Raw genomic sequence first — 15,404 nt, forward strand, 5'->3', positions numbered from 1 at the left:
GAAGCAACCGGCGCGGCCCTCGCCAGCGCCAGCGGGGTCGTGGTCAAGACGATCCGGACGTCCGAGGCCGCCAGCTGGGCGCAGACGCCGCGAGGGCTCGCGACGACTATCTCGTTGGCGCCGGGCAGGAAGACGGCGGGCTCGACCTCCATACGGCCGGCCGCGCCCAGCCGCGCCACCGTCTGGCCGTTCACCGTCACCACCTCGCCCGCCGCCGCCCGCGTGAGCTCCAGCCGGGCGGCGAGCACCACCTGGTCGGACGCCAGCACGAGACGGCCCGTGGTCTTGCCGCCGACGCAGCGCAGCGGCGCGGGCGTCGAGTTCAGGCTGAGGACGCGGTCGCTGACGGCGGCCGTGGCGTGCGCCTTCGCGCCGGGCTGCAGGCTCGCCAGCAGCGCCAGCGCGCCCACGGCGGCCGCTCCGGGCCGCAGCCGGGACTTCGCGCCCGTCCAGGCCTGGCGGCTGATGAACCGCAGGGTCGAGGAGCTGATCTCGAGCAGCGAGGTCACCGCCCGCACCCAGCCGCCGCTGATGCGCCGGTCCGGCTCGGGCTGCCACAGGTCGGCCCGCGCCATCAGCGCCTGGATCAGCCGCCGCTCGCGCGCATCGTCGACGTCGACGAACTTGACCCGCAACTCCCCGTCGCGGAGCGCCACGCCCTCGACAGGAAAGGCCGTGCGGCCGCCGGCGATCTGCAGATCGACGTCGGTCACCTCGCGCCCTTCGGCGTCGAAGCCCGTCGGCAGGACGATGGCGAGACCGCCCGTCGAGACGTTGCTGGTGACGGCGTCGACCACGCGGCCGTCGGCGAAATAGAGCGTCACCGGCATGCGGGCCGGGCGGCGCACATGGCCGCGGACCTGCCGGCCCTCGCGCGCCACCGCCACCGCCGAGAGCAGGATCAGGAGGTTGAAGATCGTCCAGGCCGTGCTGAGCAGCAGGGTCGACAGGCTCTCGTGGAAGAGGCTCGGCCAGAACAGCCGCGCGTAGCCGAAGGCGAGGCCGAGGCACAGGAGCCCCGCGGTGATCAGGTGCGGCCGGACCAGGTCCTTGTCGAAATAGCCGGTCTCGAGCTTCAGCCCCTTGTCGGTCACCTTGAACTTGCCGGCCTTGGGCCAGATCAGGCTGAAGAGCGCGGGCCGCACCAGGTGGAAGGCCAGGATGGTCTCGTAGATCTCGCCCCAGAACAGCCGACGCTGGCGGCCCTGCAACCGTTGGTTGGCGATCATGCCCTGCAGCAGATGTGGGATGGCGTAGACCGACACGACGCCCGCCGGCGCGTGCATCAGGTTCAGCCCGAAGAACAGGTAGGCGAGCGGCGAGACCAGGAAGATCACCCGCACCAGCGGGAATTGGTAGTAGAGCAGCGCGTTCAGGTAGCAGAGCCGCTGCGGCAGCTTCAGCCCCGGCCCGAACAGCGGATTGTCGGTGCGCAGGATCTGGGTCATGCCGCGGCACCAGCGGACACGCTGGGCGACGTGTTGGTTGAGCGTCTCCGTCGCCAGCCCAGCCGAGAGGCGGATGTTGAGGAAGGCGGTGTTCCAGCCGCACCGCTGGATGCGCAGCGCCGTGTGGGCGTCCTCGGTCACCGTCTCGTAGGCGAAGCCGCCGACCTCCTCCAGCGCGGCGCGCCGGATCACCGCGCAGGAGCCGCAGAAGAAGGTCGCGTTCCAGAGGTCGTTGCCGCTCTGGATGGTGTCGTAGAAGAGATCGCCCTCCCCCGGCAGGTCCTCGGCCGCCTTGATGTTCCGCTGGATCGGGTCCTGCGAATAGAAGAAGTGCGGCGTCTGCACGACCGCCAGCCGCGGGTCCTTCTCGAACCAGCCGACGGTGAGCTGCAGGAAGGCGCGGGTCGCGACGTGGTCGCAGTCGAGCACGCAGATCAGGTCGCCGTCGGTGACCTTCATCGCCGCGTTGAGGTTGCCGGCCTTGGCGTGGGTGTTGTCTGCGCGGGCGATGTACTCGCAGCCGACACGGCGGGCGAAGTCGGCGAACTCAGGCCGGTTCCCGTCGTCCAGCAGGTGCACGCGGAAACGGTCAGCCGGGTAGTCCATCGCCATGGCGGCGATCACCGAGGGCCCCACCACGCTCAGCGGCTCGTTGTAGGTGGGGACGTAGACGTCCACCGTGGGCAGGCAGTCGGTGGCCATGCTGAGCAGGGCGACGGGCCGCCGCAGCGGCCGCGCCGACTGCACGAAGCTCAACACCATGACCAGCCAGGTGTAGCACTCGGCCGCGAGCAGGGCGCCGCCGAGCAGCCACTCGCCCGGAGAGCGCAGCCCCATGGAGCCGCTGAACCGCCAGACCATGTAGCGGGTCGAGGCGAAGAGGCTGAGCGTGCAGATCAGGATGGTCGCGTAGCGCGAGCGCGACCGCGTCGTCAGAAGGCCCGCCGCGACGATCAGGACCCCGAACACCGCCTGCGGGACGACGTCGAGCGGGACCACAAGCAGCCATGCGAAGACGACCGCGGCGCACAGGACGGCGACCGCCCAGCCGGCGGCGCCGATGCGTTTGGCCAGCGCGGTCATGCGCGTCGGGCTTCGCCGGAGGACGCGTCTATATGCGAGGTCTCGAAGCGGGCCGCCGCCCCCAGCCGGAGCTCGAGCTCCGCGGCCAGCGACTGGACATCCTCCCAGGCGGCGCTGGCCGGCGCATAGTCCGCCAGCCGGGTGAGCGAGGCGAAGGCCTCGGGCACCGCCTCGTCGCGGCGGATCTCGCCGCCGAAGCGGGCGCCCGCGACATGACGCAGAAAGCCCAGCACGCCGTCGGTCAGCGGTCGGCGACGGTCGGCCTGGTTGAGAACATAGACGCTGCGGCTGAAGGCCTCGTCCTGCGACGGCTCCTCCAGCACGGCGAGCGACCCCACGTCCGGCAGGAACAGGCGCAGGTGCAGGCCGGCGAGCGCGCCGACCGCGGCGGCGGCGGCGTCCTCGACCGCGGGCATGTCGACGATCAGCACCTCCGAGGCGCCGAGCCAGCGGCCCACGAGACCGGGCGCGAGCCGGCCGGCGTTGGGGCCGCCGCCCATCAGGAGCGCGCAGGTCGCGGCGTCCTGGGTCACACGCGCGAAACCTGCCGGCGTCGGCGCAAGCTCCAGGCGCGACGACTCCAGGCTCCCGGCGCGGGCGGTCGCGTCGCCGCACATCAGACGCAAGGCGTCCTGCCGGTCGAGATCCATCACCGCGACGTCCAACCCCCGGCGCGCGAGCGCGGCGGCCAGCAGCGCGGTCACGCTGGTGCGCCCCACCCCGCCCTTGGCCGACCTGACGGCGATGATCGTCATTGGCCGCCCTGGAAGATCAGCGGCCAGATGTCCTCGTCGCCCTCCAGCCGGTCCAGCAGCGCCGAAAGGCCGGCCCACTTGCGGGCGGTCTCGAGGTTGGAGGGAACACTATACTCAAGGTAGGCCAGCTCGGTCTGGCCGATGCGCTCGAGCAGAGTGCGGACGTCGTTCTGCATGGGCCCCCTCTAGATGAGGAGACTCATTACGCGCCCGGGCCCAAAATCATCGTTAGCGGACATGGTTACCAACGTCTGAGCGCGGCCGTCGCGATTTCTCGCAAATACCAATCCATCCGAGTGTAGACGCACGCGCGCCGTGCATTTTCCTCCCGGATTGGTCGCAAACGCGCGCTTCCCCAACGAACCTCTCGCGATGATTGCAACGCGCGCGACACGCCCGACCGCCGGCGCCGCCACAACATCGCCGCTTGCGCCGTCGAAAAAGTCGGCGCTATCAGCCGCCCGGTCGGCCACCTAGAGGCGCTTCAAGCGGAATGAGCAGCCAGTTGCGGCGGACCATGGCGGCGATGCTTCAGGGGGTCCTGGTCGTCCTCGCCTGGGCGACGTTGACGGCGGCCGCGCCCGCGCCGACCCCAGCGCCGGCTCATGGCGCGGGCCAGGCGGCGGCGCCCAACGGCGGCCGGTTCGGCGCGGCGATGGATGCACGGCTCGACGCCGCCGAGGCCCGGCTGCGGGCCATCCGCCAGGCGGTGCGGGCGCAGTCCGCCGACGACGGCGCCCTGGAGGCCGCCCGGGCGTCGGTGGCCCCCATCCAGGCCGACGTCGCGGACGCGCTTTCGACCATGGCGCCGCGCCTCGACGATGTCGGCCAGCGACTGGCGGAGCTCGGTCCCGCGCCGGCCGCCGGGCAATCGCCGGAAGCTCCCGACGTCGCCGAAGCCCGCGCCCGGCTGCTGAGATTCCAGAAGACCCTGCAGGACAACACCAAGCGAGCGCGCCTGCTGGCGGTCGAGGCGAGCCAGCTCAGCGATTCGCTCGACCAGCGGATGCGGCAGAACTTCACGGCGCGGCTGTGGGCCCACAGCCGGTCGGTGTTCGACCCGACGCTCTGGGGCGACGTCGTGACGAACCTGCCGAGCGACCTGCAGCGCGTCCGCGACGCCGCGGCCGCCCAGGCGGACCAGATCGCAGCGACCCCGTCTCGCGGCGTCGCCGAGGTGTGGTCCGTCATCCTGGCGGTGCTCGGCCTCTTCCTGCTGACGCCCGCGCGGATCATCCTCGGCCGCCTGGGCCGGCGCCTCGCGGCGACCCTGATCCCGAGCGCGGCCTTGCGCAAATCGGCGCTCGCCTTGTGGTTGACGCTGGTCGACGCCCTGACGCCGCTGTTCGCCGTCCTCCTGGCCCACTCGGCGGTGAAGAGCGTGGCGCCGCTGACGCCGGCCGTCGAGGCGATGGCGCGGGCGCTGACCGCCGCCGTCGCCTTCGCCGCGACGATCGACGCGCTCGGCCGCAGCCTGCTTGCGCCCGGCCGGTCGAGCTGGCGGCTCGCGCCGGTGTCGGACGCTTTCGCCGCCCGGGTGGCGATCTTCCCGGCCGTGATCGGCGTTTCGGTCGGCGTCGCGAGCTTCCTGGCGCGCGCCAACATCGCACTGGCGACAAGCCCGGCCGCCGCCGAAGCCAGCCGCTGCCTGGTGGTGGTCCTGCAACTGCTCGCCGTCGGCGCCGCCCTGGCGTTCGCCCGCGGCGGGCTGGCCGCCCAGCAGCAGCCGGACGCGGGCCGCTCGCGCCTGCCCTGGGTGCTGGCGGCGGTGGCGGCGTGGCTGGCCCTCGCCTGCGCCCTGCTCGCGGTGACCACCGGCTACATCGCGCTCGCCAGTTTCATCATGCGCGAGCTGATCTGGATCGCCACCGTGCTGGCGAGCCTCTACCTGCTGATGCGCTTCGTCGACGACCTGTGCGAGGCGATGTTCGCCCCCGGCCAGGGGCTGAGCCGGGTCGTCGGCGCCGCCACCGGCCTCTCGCACCAGGCGTTGGAACAGATCGGCGTCCTGTTGTCCGGCGTGCTGCGGCTGGGGCTGATCATCTTCGCCTGGATGGCGATCGTGGCCCCGTTGGGGGCCAGCGCGCGGGACGTCTTCACCCGCGCGACCTCCACCGAGATGGTGCTGAAGCTCGGCCAGATCTCGATCTCGCCCGGCCTCGTCTTCGGCGGCGTCGTGGTGTTCGTCGCGGGCCTCTTGATCACCCGCATCGTCCGCGGCTGGGTGGAGACGACCTACCTTCCCAAGACCAGCATCGACGTCGGCCTGCGCGCCTCGATCACCGCCGCCCTCACCTACTTCGGCGCCCTGGTCGCCCTGATCACCACCTGCGCCTACCTGGGCCTCAGCCTAAGCAACATCGCGCTTTTCGCCAGCGCGCTGTCGGTGGGCATCGGCTTCGGCCTGCAAGCGGTGATCGGCAACTTCGTCTCCGGCCTGATCCTGCTGGCGGAGCGGCCGATCAAGGTCGGCGACCTGATCGCCATCGGCGACCAGGAAGGCGACGTGCGGCGGATCAACATCCGCGCCACCGAGATCGTGATGGGCGACCGCTCGAAGCTGATCGTCCCGAATTCCGACCTGATCTCCAAGACCGTGCGCAACGTGACCCACGGCGGCGCGCTGGGCCAGGTGAAGATCGTGCTGCGGGTCGCCGACGACGCCGACGCCGACGCAGTGCGCGACATGTTCCGCGCCCAGCTCAACGCCCATCCTGGCGTGCTGCGCGACCCCGCCCCCGGCGTCTTCCTCACCAACGTCGCCGACGGCGCCCTGGAGTTCACCGCCTTCGCCACCGTGGGCTCGGCGCGCCAGGCATTCGGGATCCGGAGCGACCTGCTGTTCGCGATGGTCGCCGAGCTGAAGGCCAAGGGCGTCAAGCTCGCCCCGCCGCGGCCCGCCTGATCAGCGGCCGCGTCGCTCAGCCGCGCCGCCGCCGGGCTTCCTCGAGACTGAGCGCCCGGACCAGCCGCCAGACCTCGAGTTCCTCGCGGGCGTCGTCCAAGGCGCGATGACGCGGCGGGTCCACGTTCACCCGTCGCCGGGCCGCGTAGATCAACGCGGCTGCGACGTCATCAAGCTCGTCGTCGGAGACGCGATCGCAAAGGGCTTCACGGACGGCCTCGCGATAAGCCTCGTCGGAATCCCTCAGCCGCAGCGCGTGGCGCGGCAGACCTGCGCCCCGCAGCAGCACGCTCATCCACTTGCCGTCCCAGGAGGGGGCGCTGGCGAAGAGCTCGTGCGGACCGAGCGCTTCCAGCACGCGGCGGGCGACCTCCTCGTGCGGCTCGCCCGCCTGGCGAAGGTGCTCGCGGCTGAGGCCGTGCACGGCCGCGGCGACCGGATCCCAGTCCGTCCAGGCCGGCGCCGGCCTGATCAGGTGCGCCTCGCAGGATCCGTCCTCCGCCGCCCAGCCGACCTCGATCGGATAGCTCTCCTCCGCCAGCGACGAAGCCTCGAAATCCAGGAACACGCGCATCGCCTTGATGACGTCGAAGCGTCGCTTGCGTTCCCTCTCGTGGCCGTCCACGTCGCGCCCGCATCGGAACGCTGTTATCGTCACCGCTGGCGACCCACGGCCCGAGGCGGACTGAAGCATGCGTTCGTCGTTGGCGAGGAAGGTCGAAAGCGCTTTCGACGGCTGGTCGCAGCGGCTGCCGAAGGCGTTGGCCATTGCGCTCGACCTGATCCCGGCCGATCCGGCGGATGCGGGGCGGATCAGGGCGGCGCAGATCAACGCGATCGTACGCATCACGCCCCTGACGATGGCGGCGAGCTGCCTCAACGGAGCTCTCATGCTGGCGACGTTCGCGGCCATGGGCGCGCTGCGGCCGGAGCACTGGCTCTGGGCGCTGGTGCTGTTCGGCCTGGCGCTCAACTTCGCGCGGGCGTGGTGGGCCGGCAGACACGTCGTCAGGCCGACGGCCTCGCGCCGGGCGATCCGCAAGGTGATCCTCAACGCCTGCGCCTTCGGCGCCCTATGGGCCGTCGTGCCGGTCGCCGCCTTTCCGGGCGCGCCGCCGGGCGTCCAGCTGTTCGTCTGCTGCCTGACCGCCGGCATGATGAGCGGCGGCGGCCTTGCCCTGGCGACGGTGCCGCTCGCCGGGATGTGCTACGTCGCCATCGTCGCGCTGGGCGCGCTGATCGCGTTCGCGCAGAACCCCACGGCCGCCGACCTCGGGATCATCGGCCTCCTGGGCAGCTACACCGCTGTGCTCGTCATCAGCCTCAATTGGAGCGCCTCCCTCTTTGTGAACGGCCTGCTGGCCGAGACGCAGATCCGACGCGAGGTGGCCGCACGCGAGCTGGCGCAGGCCCAGTCGGCGCACGCCGACCGGATGAGCGCCCTGGGCGAGCTCGCCGGCGGCATCGCCCACGACTTCAACAACATCCTGCAGGTGGTCGGCGGCGGCGCGGCGCGCATCGCCCGGCGTCCCGAAAGCCGGGACGAGGTGGTGCGTCAGGCCCAGCGGATCGAGCATGCGGTGGACCGCGGCGGCGCGATCAGCCGTCGGCTTCTGGCCTTCGCCCGACGCGACTCGCTGAGCGCCGAACCGATCGACGCCTCGGCCCTGCTGTCGGATCTCGGCGAGTTGCTGGCCCATACGATCGGCTCGTCGATCAACGTCCATATCGACGTCGCCATGACGTCCGGCCGCCTCCTGGCGGACCGCGGCCAGCTCGACGCCGTGCTCCTGAACCTCGCCACGAACGCCCGCGATGCGATGCCGGGCGGAGGAGACCTGACGATCTCGGCGGCCTGCGTGGTGGTGGACGGCGCCGACGAGGGCCCTCGCCTTGCCCCTGGGCGCTACGTCCGCACGGCCGTCACGGACACCGGCGTGGGCATCGACGCTGCGACCTTGGCCAGGGTCACCGAGCCGTTCTTCACCACCAAGCCCAAGGGCAGGGGTACGGGCCTCGGCCTCTCGATGGCCAAGGGCTTCGCCGAACAGTCCGGCGGCGCGCTCGCCATCACCAGCGAGCCCGGGCGCGGCACGACCGTCACGCTATGGCTGCCCCAGACCGACGCCGCGCCGCTAGCGAAGGATCAGACGTGCGCCACGGCGTCGGCGACGCTCGACGCGGGACTCCGCGTCCTGGTCGTCGAGGATGACGAGCTGGTGCAGGACGTCCTCGTCAACTGCCTCGAGGACGCCGGCTTCGTGACCCTCCGGGCCGAGGATGCGAAGGCGGCGATCGCCCTCCTCGACCAGGGCGCGGCCGTCGACGCCCTGCTCACCGATTTCTCCATGCCCGGGATGAACGGCCTCGACCTGATTCACGAAGTCCGGGCCCGAAGGCCGGAACTGCCGGCGATCCTGTTGACCGGCCACGTCGGCGACGTCGCCGCCCTTTCGATGGAAAGGCGGCGCACCGAGCCGTTCACCCTGCTGCAGAAGCCCATGCAGCCCGCCGAGGTCGTCGCCCGGCTGTCGGAGACGATCGCCAGCCGCCTGCACGCTTAGGACCGCTAGGACTTCCTGCCCGCGGACCACATCGCGACGAGGCCGGCGACGGAGCCGCAGACCACGATCATCAGTTGATGCGAGGCGATAGACCCCACGACGCCATGCGACGCAGCGAGAAAGTTGCTCATGCGTGTGTTTCCGACACGCCCCCGTCGTCATGAAGCCACGACGCGGTTCAAGAATGGTTAAGGCTTTGGGTTACGGGCGGTCTCTTCGAAGCGGCGGGGCCGCGTGCGCCGTCAGCGGGGAGGTCTCACGACTTCGCCGCCTTCCTTGGTGAAGTTCTCCGGCCTGTTGTCCAGCAGCTCGAACACGACTTCCGAGGGACGGCAGAGCTTCGTTCCCAGATAGCTGACGACGATCGGCCTGTTCACCAGGATCGGCTGGGCGATCATCGCTTCGAGGATCTTGGCGTCGTCGGCGTCCTCGCCAAGAAGTCCGAGTTCGGCGGCGGGCGTGTCCTTCTCCCGCAAGATGTCCCTTGGCCGCGCGCCCATCGCGGCCAGCAGGTTTTCGAGCTGGTCCATCGTCCAGCCCGTCTGCAGGTACTCGATGATCTCAGGCTCGTAGCCCGCCGCCCGGATCATCGCGACCACATTGCGTGAAGTGCCGCACGCCGGGTTGTGAAAGACGACGACAGGAAACTCGGTCATCGCGAAGGTCTCCGGGCGAGAAGCCAGTTGAACGTCAGGGTTCCGGCGAGCCCTCCTGCGACCTGGCCGGCGATGAACAGGGGGGCCGATGCAGGCGCGATGCCGGCGAAGGTGTCCGAGAGGCTGCGCGCGATCGTCACCGCCGGGTTGGCGAACGACGTGGAAGCCGTGAACCAGTAGGCCGCGGTGATGTAGAGGCCCACGAGCATCGGCGTGGCCTCGGCCTTGAAGCGCAACGATCCCAAGATGGTCGCGACCAGGCCGAAGGTCGCCACCGCCTCGGCCAAGCCCTGGCCCAGCCCGCCACGGACCTTGTCGGAGACCTGGAGCACGGGCTCGGCGAACATCAGATGCGCGCCCCAGACGCCGATGATTCCGCCCGCGACCTGGACCGCCATGTAGGCCAGCGCCAGGCGCCAGCTCAGCTCCCGCTTGGACGCGAACATCGCCGTCACGACGGGGTTGAAGTGCGCGCCCGATATTGGCCCGAAGATGGTGATGAGCACCACCAGCGCCGCGCCGGTGGCGAGCGTGTTCCCCATGAGGGCGATGGCGGCGTTTCCGCTGGCCAGCCGCTCGCCCATGATGCCGGAGCCCACCACGACCGCCAGCAGCAGCGCCGTGCCGAGCGCCTCGGCCGCGATGCGCCGCACCGGATCGAAGGCCTCCAGCGGCGGCTCCAGACTGGCGTCGAGCGGCCGCGCCGGGCGGCCCGGACCCTGGTCGGCCATGGTCATGGTCCGTTTCGGGCGCGCCGTCCCTCGGCGTCGCAGCACTGGCTGGCGACGGCAAGCAGAGGGGCGCAAATCTCGGGCTCGCCGCCGCAGCAATCCTCCAGGAGGAAGGCGAGCAACTGCCGCATGGCGTCATAGTCGGCGGTGTAGATGATCGAGCGGCCGCGCCGCCGGGACCGGATCAGGCCCGCATGACTCAAGATGTTGAGGCTCGACGAAAGGGTGTTCGGAAGCACGTCCAGGCGCCGCGCAATCTCACCGGCGGCAAGCCCCTCCGCACCGGCCTGGACAAGCAGCCGGAACGCCGACAAGCGCCCTTCGTGGGCGAGCGCGCCAAGGACAGAGACCGCGGTTTCCATTTCCATATTTCGACTTTACCGGAAGTAAGGGAAAGATTGAAGTCGCCTCCTTCCCAAGGCCGCCATGAGCGGGCCCCGTTCCCCGACCTCAATGCAAAACGCAGGTGGCGCCAGACAGGCGCGCCCACCAAGCCCAAGTCATTGATTTTTCAGGAGAGGATGGCGGTGACGGAGGGATTCGAACCCTCGATACCCTTTCGAGTATGACGATTTAGCAAACCGTTGCCTTCAGCCACTCGGCCACGTCACCAGCGCATGTTTTGTCCGGGGTGGCTCCCCGACCGCTCGCGAAGCGCCAGGGCTTGCGCGAGGGACGCCCCTCATAGCCGAACCGCGCGGCTGCGGGCAACGGTCGTTCTTCCGAAAATCAGCGGTCAGGCGTGCGCCAGCCACTCGCGGGCCTGGCGCTGGGCCTCGGCCACCTCTTCCGAGGCCATCTCGCCGGCCAGTTCCTTGCGGTAGACCTTGGCCTCGACCGATCCGCGCATGGCGGCGAGGTTGAACAGCATGTGCGCCGAGACATAGTCCAGCGGCGCGCCGCCCTGGCCGGTCGAATAGAGCAGTCCCAGCCGGAAGAGCTCGTCGCCCGAGGCGTTCGGCGTGGGAAGCGGCAGACCTTCGTTGGCGACTTCCAAGCGGGGCAGCATGGTCCCTTATCCCTGTGGCGACGGGAAAAAGCGCCGTTCTGGAGCTTTCGCGCCCGCCTTCAGGCCGCAGGAAAACCGATCTTGCCTGAACACATGGTTAAGCGGCGGGCGCCTGCGCTTCATCATGAATCCATCGCCAAGCATTCGCCGCTATTACGACGCGAAAACCTGTCTCGTGATTCAGCGCGCCCGCTGGCCGAACAGAATGCGCCGGGCTTCGTCTGCTTCGGGCCCGGCGGCAGCCAGGTCTAAGCTGCGGACGGTCTCGGCGTGGGCCAGCATGATGGGTGCGGCGACGGGACGACCGGGCGGCGGCGTATAATTCTGACGCGAACCGCTGGAATGCGGATGTTCAGCGTCAGTTCACGCGACCTAAGTCATGGTGCCGAGCATCGAGGGGCTCGTATTGGATTTAAGTCGGGGCAAATGAAGCGCCTGTTCCGGACCGTCGTCACCGCCGTTCTGGCGAGCACCCTGCTCGCCGGCGGCGCGGCCGCGGCCAAGGACCACGACCATGATCGTGGCCGCGGGCGCTGGGAGCAGGGCGAGCGCGGCCGCGGCGATCACGGAGATCGTGGAAACTACGGCGACAGGGGCGATCGCGACGACCGACGCGGCGGACGCTGGGAGGGCGGGCCTCCGCCCGGCCGCTGGGAAGGCGGTCCGCCGCCATCCTACGGCTATTCAGGCGGATATCCCGGCCCGCCCGCCTACGGCCGCCGCCTGCCGCCGCCGGGCTATGGCCTGCGCCGTGGCGGAATCGTCCCGCCCGAGGCCCGCGGCGCGATCGTACCCGACTATGGACGCCTGCGGCTGCGCCCGCCGCCGCCCGGCTTCGCCTGGGTGCGGATGGGCGACCGCTACATGCTGGTGTCGCGCTCGACCGGCCAGATCTTCGACGTGATCGGGCGGTAGAGGCTCCCCCTGGAGGGAGCGCCCTACCTACTCCGCGCCCAGCTTGGTCCTCAGGAGCTGGTTGATGACGCCTGGGTTGGCCTTGCCCTGGGTCGCCTTCATCACCTGGCCCACGAACCAGCCGAGCGCCTGGGGCTTTTCCTTCACCGCCGCCGCCTGGCCGGGGTTGGCCGCGATCAGGTCGTCGATGATCTTCTCCAGCGCGCCGGTGTCGGAGACTTGGCGAAGGCCCTGCTTCTCGACGATCTCGCCGGCGGCGCCCTCGCCCGCCCACATGCGGTCGAAGACGTCCTTGGCGATCTTCGAGGAGATCACGCCCTCCTCGATCAGTTGCACCAGCTCGGCGATCGCCGCCGGCTTGATCGGGCTCTCGGAGATCTCCAGCCCCGCCGCCGTCAGCTTGGCGGCCAGGTCGTTGGTCACCCAGTTGGCGGTCAGCTTGGCGTCGCGGCCCTTGACGGCGGCCTCGTAGAAGTCCGCGCGCGCCTGTTCGGTGATCAGCACGGTCGCGTCATAGGCCGAGAGCCCGTACTGCGACTGCAGGCGCGCCTTCTTCGCGTCCGGCAGCTCCGGCAGGGCGGCCTCGATCTCCCTGATCCAGGCCGGGTCCAGCTGCAGCGGCAGGAGGTCCGGATCGGGGAAGTAGCGGTAGTCGTGCGCCTCTTCCTTCGAGCGCATGGAGCGCGTCTCGCCCTTGTTCGGGTCGAACAGCCGGGTTTCCTGGTCGATCTTGCCGCCGTCCTCGAGGATCTCGATCTGCCGGCGCGCCTCGTACTCGATCGCCTGCTGGATGTAGCGGTAGGAGTTGACGTTCTTGATCTCGCAGCGCGTGCCCAGGTGGCTGAAGCTGCCGGTCTCGCGGAACTTCTCGTAGTCGCCGGGGCGGCAGACCGAGACGTTCACGTCGGCGCGAAGATTGCCCTTCTCCATGTCGCCGTCGCAGGTGCCCAGGTAGACCAGGATCGTCCGCAGCTTCTTCACATAGGCCGCCGCCTCGTCCGAGGAGCGCATGTCGGGCTTGGAGACGATCTCCATCAGCGCCGTGCCGGCCCGGTTGAGGTCGATGTAGGTGGCGTTCGGGTCCTGATCGTGCAGGCTCTTGCCGGCGTCCTGCTCCAGGTGCAGGCGCTCGATCCGCACGGTGAAGCTGGTGCCGTCGTCGCGGTCGACCAGCACCTCGCCCTCGCCGATGATGGGGTCCTTGAACTGGCTGATCTGATAGCCTTGCGGCAGGTCCGGATAGAAGTAGTTCTTCCGGTCGAAGCGGGACCAGGGATTGATCTGCGCCTTGAGGCCCAGGCCCGTCTTCACCGCCTGCTCGACGCAGTGCTTGTTGATCACCGGCAGCATGCCGGGCATGGCCGCGTCGACCAGGCTGACCTGTTCGTTCGGGCCCGCGCCGAAGCCCACCGCCGCGCCGGAGAACAGCTTGGCGTTGGAGGCGACCTGGGCGTGGATCTCCAGCCCCAGGACCATCTCCCAATCGCCGGTGCGGCCCTTGATGACCTTGGTTTTCTCAGCCGTTTCGCTCATCGGCTCACCACCACTTCTGCGGACGGCTGCGGAAGTCCGCCGCCTTTTCGATCGCGCCGCCCAATGAAAATAGGACGCCCTCGTCGAGAGGGCGACCGATCAGCTGCAGGCCGAGCGGCAAGCCGCCCGCGTCCAGCCCCGCCGGCAGGCTCATGCCGGGCAGGCCCGCCAGGTTGGTCGTCACGGTGAAGATGTCGTTCAGGTACATCGCCACCGGATCGTCGGAGTTCTCGCCGAGCTGGAAAGCGGCCGAGGGCGCGGTGGGCGTGAGCAGGGCGTCGACCTTCTCGAACGCCTGCTCGAAGTCGTCGGCGATCCGCCGGCGGACCTTCAGCGCCTTCAGGTAGTAGGCGTCGTAATAGCCGGCCGAGAGCACATAGGTGCCGATCAGGATCCGGCGCTTGACCTCGGTCCCGAAGCCCTGCGCACGCGTCTTCTCGTAGGTGTCGGTCAGGTTCGCGCCGTCGACGCGCAGGCCGTAGCGCATGCCGTCGTAGCGGGCGAGGTTCGACGAGGCCTCGGCGGGGGCGATGATGTAGTAGGCCGGCAGCGCGTACTTGGTGTGCGGCAGGCTGACCTCGACGATCTCGCAGCCGGCCTCCTTCAGCCAGTCGATGCCCTTCTGCCAGAGCGCCTCGATCTCGGCCGGCATGCCGGGGACGCGGTACTCCTTGGGCACGCCGATGCGCAGGCCCTTCACCGACTTGCCGACGAAGCTGGGGAAATCCGGAACCTCGACCGGCAGGCTGGTGGAGTCCTTCGGATCGTAGCCGGCCATCGACTTCAAAAGGATCGCCGTGTCCTCGACCGTCCGCGCCATCGGCCCGGCCTGGTCCAGCGAGGAGGCGAAGGCGACGACGCCCCAGCGCGAGCAGCGGCCGTAGGTCGGCTTGATGCCGACCGTGCCGGTGAAGGCCGCGGGCTGGCGGATCGAGCCGCCGGTGTCGGTGGCCGTGGCGCCGAGGCAAAGCCCGGCCGCGACCGCCGCGGCCGAGCCGCCCGACGAGCCGCCCGGCGTCAGCTGGGCGTTCGAGCCTTCGCGCCGCCAGGGGTTCACGACCGGCCCGTAGGCCGAGGTCTCGTTGGACGAGCCCATGGCGAACTCGTCCATGTTGAGCTTGCCCAGCATCACCGCCCCGTCCCGCCACAGGTTGGCGGTGACGGTGGACTCATAGGTCGGCTTAAAGCCGCCGAGGATTTTCGAGGCCGCGGTCGAGGACACGCCCTCGGTGCAGAACAGGTCCTTGATCCCGAGCGGGGCGCCCTCCAGCGGCCCCGCCTCGCCGCGGGCGCGGCGTTCGTCGGAGGCCCTGGCCATCTCCAGCGCCTTCTCCGGCGTCTCGACGACATAGGCGTTCAACGCCCGCGCGGCGGCCACGGCGTCCAGGTGCGCCTGGGTCAGCTCGGCGGCGGAAAAGGACTTGCCGGCCAGCCCGTCGAGGGCGGCCTTCAGCGTCAGCGAGGTGAGCTCGGACATCTATTCGACCACCTTCGGCACGACGAAGAAGTTGCTGACGGTCTTCGGCGCGTTGGCGAGCACACGGGCCGGATCGCCGCCCTCGGTGACCACGTCCTTGCGCATCGGCAGCGGGGTGTGCACGGCCGACGTCATCGGCTCGACGCCCTGGGTGTCGACCTCGTTCAGTTGCTCGATCCAGTTCAGAATGCCGGACAGCTCCCTGGCCAGCGGCTCCAGCCGCTCTTCCGGCTCGGCGATCCGGGCGAGCCGGGCGACCTTGCGAACGGTCGCCGCATCGATGGACATGCCACCTACTCCTTGACGTTGAGCGCGTGGGTTAGCCGCG

The 15,404-nt window shown here is 69.9% G+C and carries 16 protein-coding genes and 1 tRNA gene; 4 read left to right on the forward strand and 13 right to left on the reverse strand.

Going from position 1 to position 15,404, the window contains the following annotated elements:
- The 3 genes from bcsA to VJS38_RS03250 all read right to left on the reverse strand — a co-directional run.
- A partial coding sequence (bcsA, locus tag VJS38_RS03240; protein WP_324086717.1) for a UDP-forming cellulose synthase catalytic subunit occupies positions 1–2,531 on the reverse strand: 2,531 nt, incomplete at its 3' end.
- Positions 2,528–3,286 (reverse strand): cellulose synthase operon protein YhjQ/BcsQ, encoded by a 759-nt coding sequence (locus VJS38_RS03245; RefSeq protein WP_324086718.1) that lies wholly within the window; start codon positions 3,284–3,286, stop codon positions 2,528–2,530. The genes bcsA and VJS38_RS03245, both read right to left, overlap by 4 nt.
- Entirely contained in the window at positions 3,283–3,462 is a 180-nt protein-coding gene (locus VJS38_RS03250; RefSeq protein ID WP_324086719.1) for a hypothetical protein, read from the reverse strand. The genes VJS38_RS03245 and VJS38_RS03250 overlap by 4 nt, the downstream gene beginning before the upstream one ends.
- 317 nt (positions 3,463–3,779) lie before the next feature.
- Between VJS38_RS03250 and VJS38_RS03255 the strand changes: the two genes are divergently transcribed.
- Positions 3,780–6,191, forward strand: a complete 2,412-nt coding sequence (locus VJS38_RS03255) for a DUF3772 domain-containing protein (protein WP_324086720.1) — start codon at positions 3,780–3,782, stop codon at positions 6,189–6,191.
- 16 nt (positions 6,192–6,207) lie between these two features.
- Here VJS38_RS03255 and VJS38_RS03260 read toward each other — a convergent pair whose 3' ends face one another.
- Positions 6,208–6,816: a hypothetical protein gene (locus tag VJS38_RS03260; RefSeq protein WP_324086721.1), complete on the reverse strand. Its 609-nt coding sequence runs from the start codon at positions 6,814–6,816 to the stop codon at positions 6,208–6,210.
- A gap of 67 nt (positions 6,817–6,883) precedes the next feature.
- On the opposite strand from VJS38_RS03260, the gene VJS38_RS03265 reads away from it, so the two are divergent.
- Positions 6,884–8,755: an ATP-binding protein gene (locus VJS38_RS03265; RefSeq protein WP_324086722.1), complete on the forward strand. Its 1,872-nt coding sequence runs from the start codon at positions 6,884–6,886 to the stop codon at positions 8,753–8,755.
- A gap of 5 nt (positions 8,756–8,760) precedes the next feature.
- On the opposite strand, the gene VJS38_RS03270 is transcribed toward VJS38_RS03265, so the two are convergent.
- The 6 genes from VJS38_RS03270 to VJS38_RS03295 all read right to left on the reverse strand — a co-directional run bounded on the left by VJS38_RS03270 (position 8,761) and on the right by VJS38_RS03295 (position 11,151).
- Positions 8,761–8,886, reverse strand: coding sequence for a hypothetical protein (locus VJS38_RS03270; protein ID WP_324086723.1), 126 nt, complete (start codon positions 8,884–8,886; stop codon positions 8,761–8,763).
- Positions 8,887–8,997: 111 nt separating this feature from the next.
- On the reverse strand, positions 8,998–9,411 hold the full coding sequence (gene arsC, locus VJS38_RS03275) for an arsenate reductase (glutaredoxin) (RefSeq protein ID WP_324086724.1): 414 nt from the start codon (positions 9,409–9,411) through the stop codon (positions 8,998–9,000).
- Positions 9,408–10,082, reverse strand: a complete 675-nt coding sequence (locus VJS38_RS03280) for an aquaporin (protein ID WP_414692405.1) — start codon at positions 10,080–10,082, stop codon at positions 9,408–9,410. Before VJS38_RS03280 ends, arsC begins: the two co-directional genes overlap by 4 nt.
- 62 nt (positions 10,083–10,144) lie before the next feature.
- Entirely contained in the window at positions 10,145–10,510 is a 366-nt protein-coding gene (locus VJS38_RS03285; RefSeq protein WP_324086726.1) for a helix-turn-helix transcriptional regulator, read from the reverse strand.
- 154 nt (positions 10,511–10,664) lie between these two features.
- Positions 10,665–10,754: transfer RNA gene (locus VJS38_RS03290), tRNA-Ser, on the reverse strand.
- Between the two features lie 124 nt (positions 10,755–10,878).
- Positions 10,879–11,151: a sel1 repeat family protein gene (locus VJS38_RS03295; protein WP_324086727.1), complete on the reverse strand. Its 273-nt coding sequence runs from the start codon at positions 11,149–11,151 to the stop codon at positions 10,879–10,881.
- A gap of 81 nt (positions 11,152–11,232) precedes the next feature.
- Between VJS38_RS03295 and VJS38_RS03300 the strand changes: the two genes are divergently transcribed.
- The gene (locus VJS38_RS03300; protein ID WP_324086728.1) at positions 11,233–11,403 is read left to right on the forward strand and encodes a hypothetical protein; all 171 of its coding nucleotides are present in this window, start codon (positions 11,233–11,235) and stop codon (positions 11,401–11,403) included.
- A 174-nt stretch (positions 11,404–11,577) separates the two neighbouring features.
- Positions 11,578–12,066: an RcnB family protein gene (locus tag VJS38_RS03305; protein ID WP_324086729.1), complete on the forward strand. Its 489-nt coding sequence runs from the start codon at positions 11,578–11,580 to the stop codon at positions 12,064–12,066.
- A 27-nt stretch (positions 12,067–12,093) separates the two neighbouring features.
- Here the strand turns inward: VJS38_RS03305 and gatB are convergent, their stop codons facing one another.
- Genes gatB through gatC form a run of 3 tightly spaced genes read right to left on the reverse strand, consistent with a single transcriptional unit; the run spans position 12,094 to position 15,364 of the window.
- Positions 12,094–13,599: an Asp-tRNA(Asn)/Glu-tRNA(Gln) amidotransferase subunit GatB gene (gene gatB / locus VJS38_RS03310; protein WP_324086730.1), complete on the reverse strand. Its 1,506-nt coding sequence runs from the start codon at positions 13,597–13,599 to the stop codon at positions 12,094–12,096.
- Between the two features lie 4 nt (positions 13,600–13,603).
- Positions 13,604–15,076, reverse strand: coding sequence for an Asp-tRNA(Asn)/Glu-tRNA(Gln) amidotransferase subunit GatA (gene gatA / locus VJS38_RS03315; RefSeq protein WP_324086731.1), 1,473 nt, complete (start codon positions 15,074–15,076; stop codon positions 13,604–13,606).
- On the reverse strand, positions 15,077–15,364 hold the full coding sequence (gene gatC, locus VJS38_RS03320) for an Asp-tRNA(Asn)/Glu-tRNA(Gln) amidotransferase subunit GatC (RefSeq protein WP_324086732.1): 288 nt from the start codon (positions 15,362–15,364) through the stop codon (positions 15,077–15,079).
- Positions 15,365–15,404: the final 40 nt, after the last annotated feature.

It is taken from the genome of Phenylobacterium sp. (assembly GCF_035276905.1).
Taxonomy (GTDB): domain Bacteria; phylum Pseudomonadota; class Alphaproteobacteria; order Caulobacterales; family Caulobacteraceae; genus Phenylobacterium.

Bases quoted from the DNA above. Each gene is read 5' to 3' on its own strand.
- VJS38_RS03305 (WP_324086729.1), top strand. From the start codon at position 11,578: ATGAAGCGCCTGTTCCGGACCGTCGTCACCGCCGTTCTGGCGAGCACC.
- gatC (WP_324086732.1), bottom strand. From the start codon at position 15,364: ATGTCCATCGATGCGGCGACCGTTCGCAAGGTCGCCCGGCTCGCCCGG.
- VJS38_RS03270 (WP_324086723.1), bottom strand. From the start codon at position 8,886: ATGAGCAACTTTCTCGCTGCGTCGCATGGCGTCGTGGGGTCTATCGCC.
- VJS38_RS03295 (WP_324086727.1), bottom strand. From the start codon at position 11,151: ATGCTGCCCCGCTTGGAAGTCGCCAACGAAGGTCTGCCGCTTCCCACG.
- VJS38_RS03265 (WP_324086722.1), top strand. From the start codon at position 6,884: ATGCGTTCGTCGTTGGCGAGGAAGGTCGAAAGCGCTTTCGACGGCTGG.
- VJS38_RS03245 (WP_324086718.1), bottom strand. From the start codon at position 3,286: ATGACGATCATCGCCGTCAGGTCGGCCAAGGGCGGGGTGGGGCGCACC.
- VJS38_RS03285 (WP_324086726.1), bottom strand. From the start codon at position 10,510: ATGGAAATGGAAACCGCGGTCTCTGTCCTTGGCGCGCTCGCCCACGAA.
- VJS38_RS03255 (WP_324086720.1), top strand. From the start codon at position 3,780: ATGAGCAGCCAGTTGCGGCGGACCATGGCGGCGATGCTTCAGGGGGTC.
- VJS38_RS03250 (WP_324086719.1), bottom strand. From the start codon at position 3,462: ATGCAGAACGACGTCCGCACTCTGCTCGAGCGCATCGGCCAGACCGAG.
- gatB (WP_324086730.1), bottom strand. From the start codon at position 13,599: ATGAGCGAAACGGCTGAGAAAACCAAGGTCATCAAGGGCCGCACCGGC.
- arsC (WP_324086724.1), bottom strand. From the start codon at position 9,411: ATGACCGAGTTTCCTGTCGTCGTCTTTCACAACCCGGCGTGCGGCACT.
- gatA (WP_324086731.1), bottom strand. From the start codon at position 15,076: ATGTCCGAGCTCACCTCGCTGACGCTGAAGGCCGCCCTCGACGGGCTG.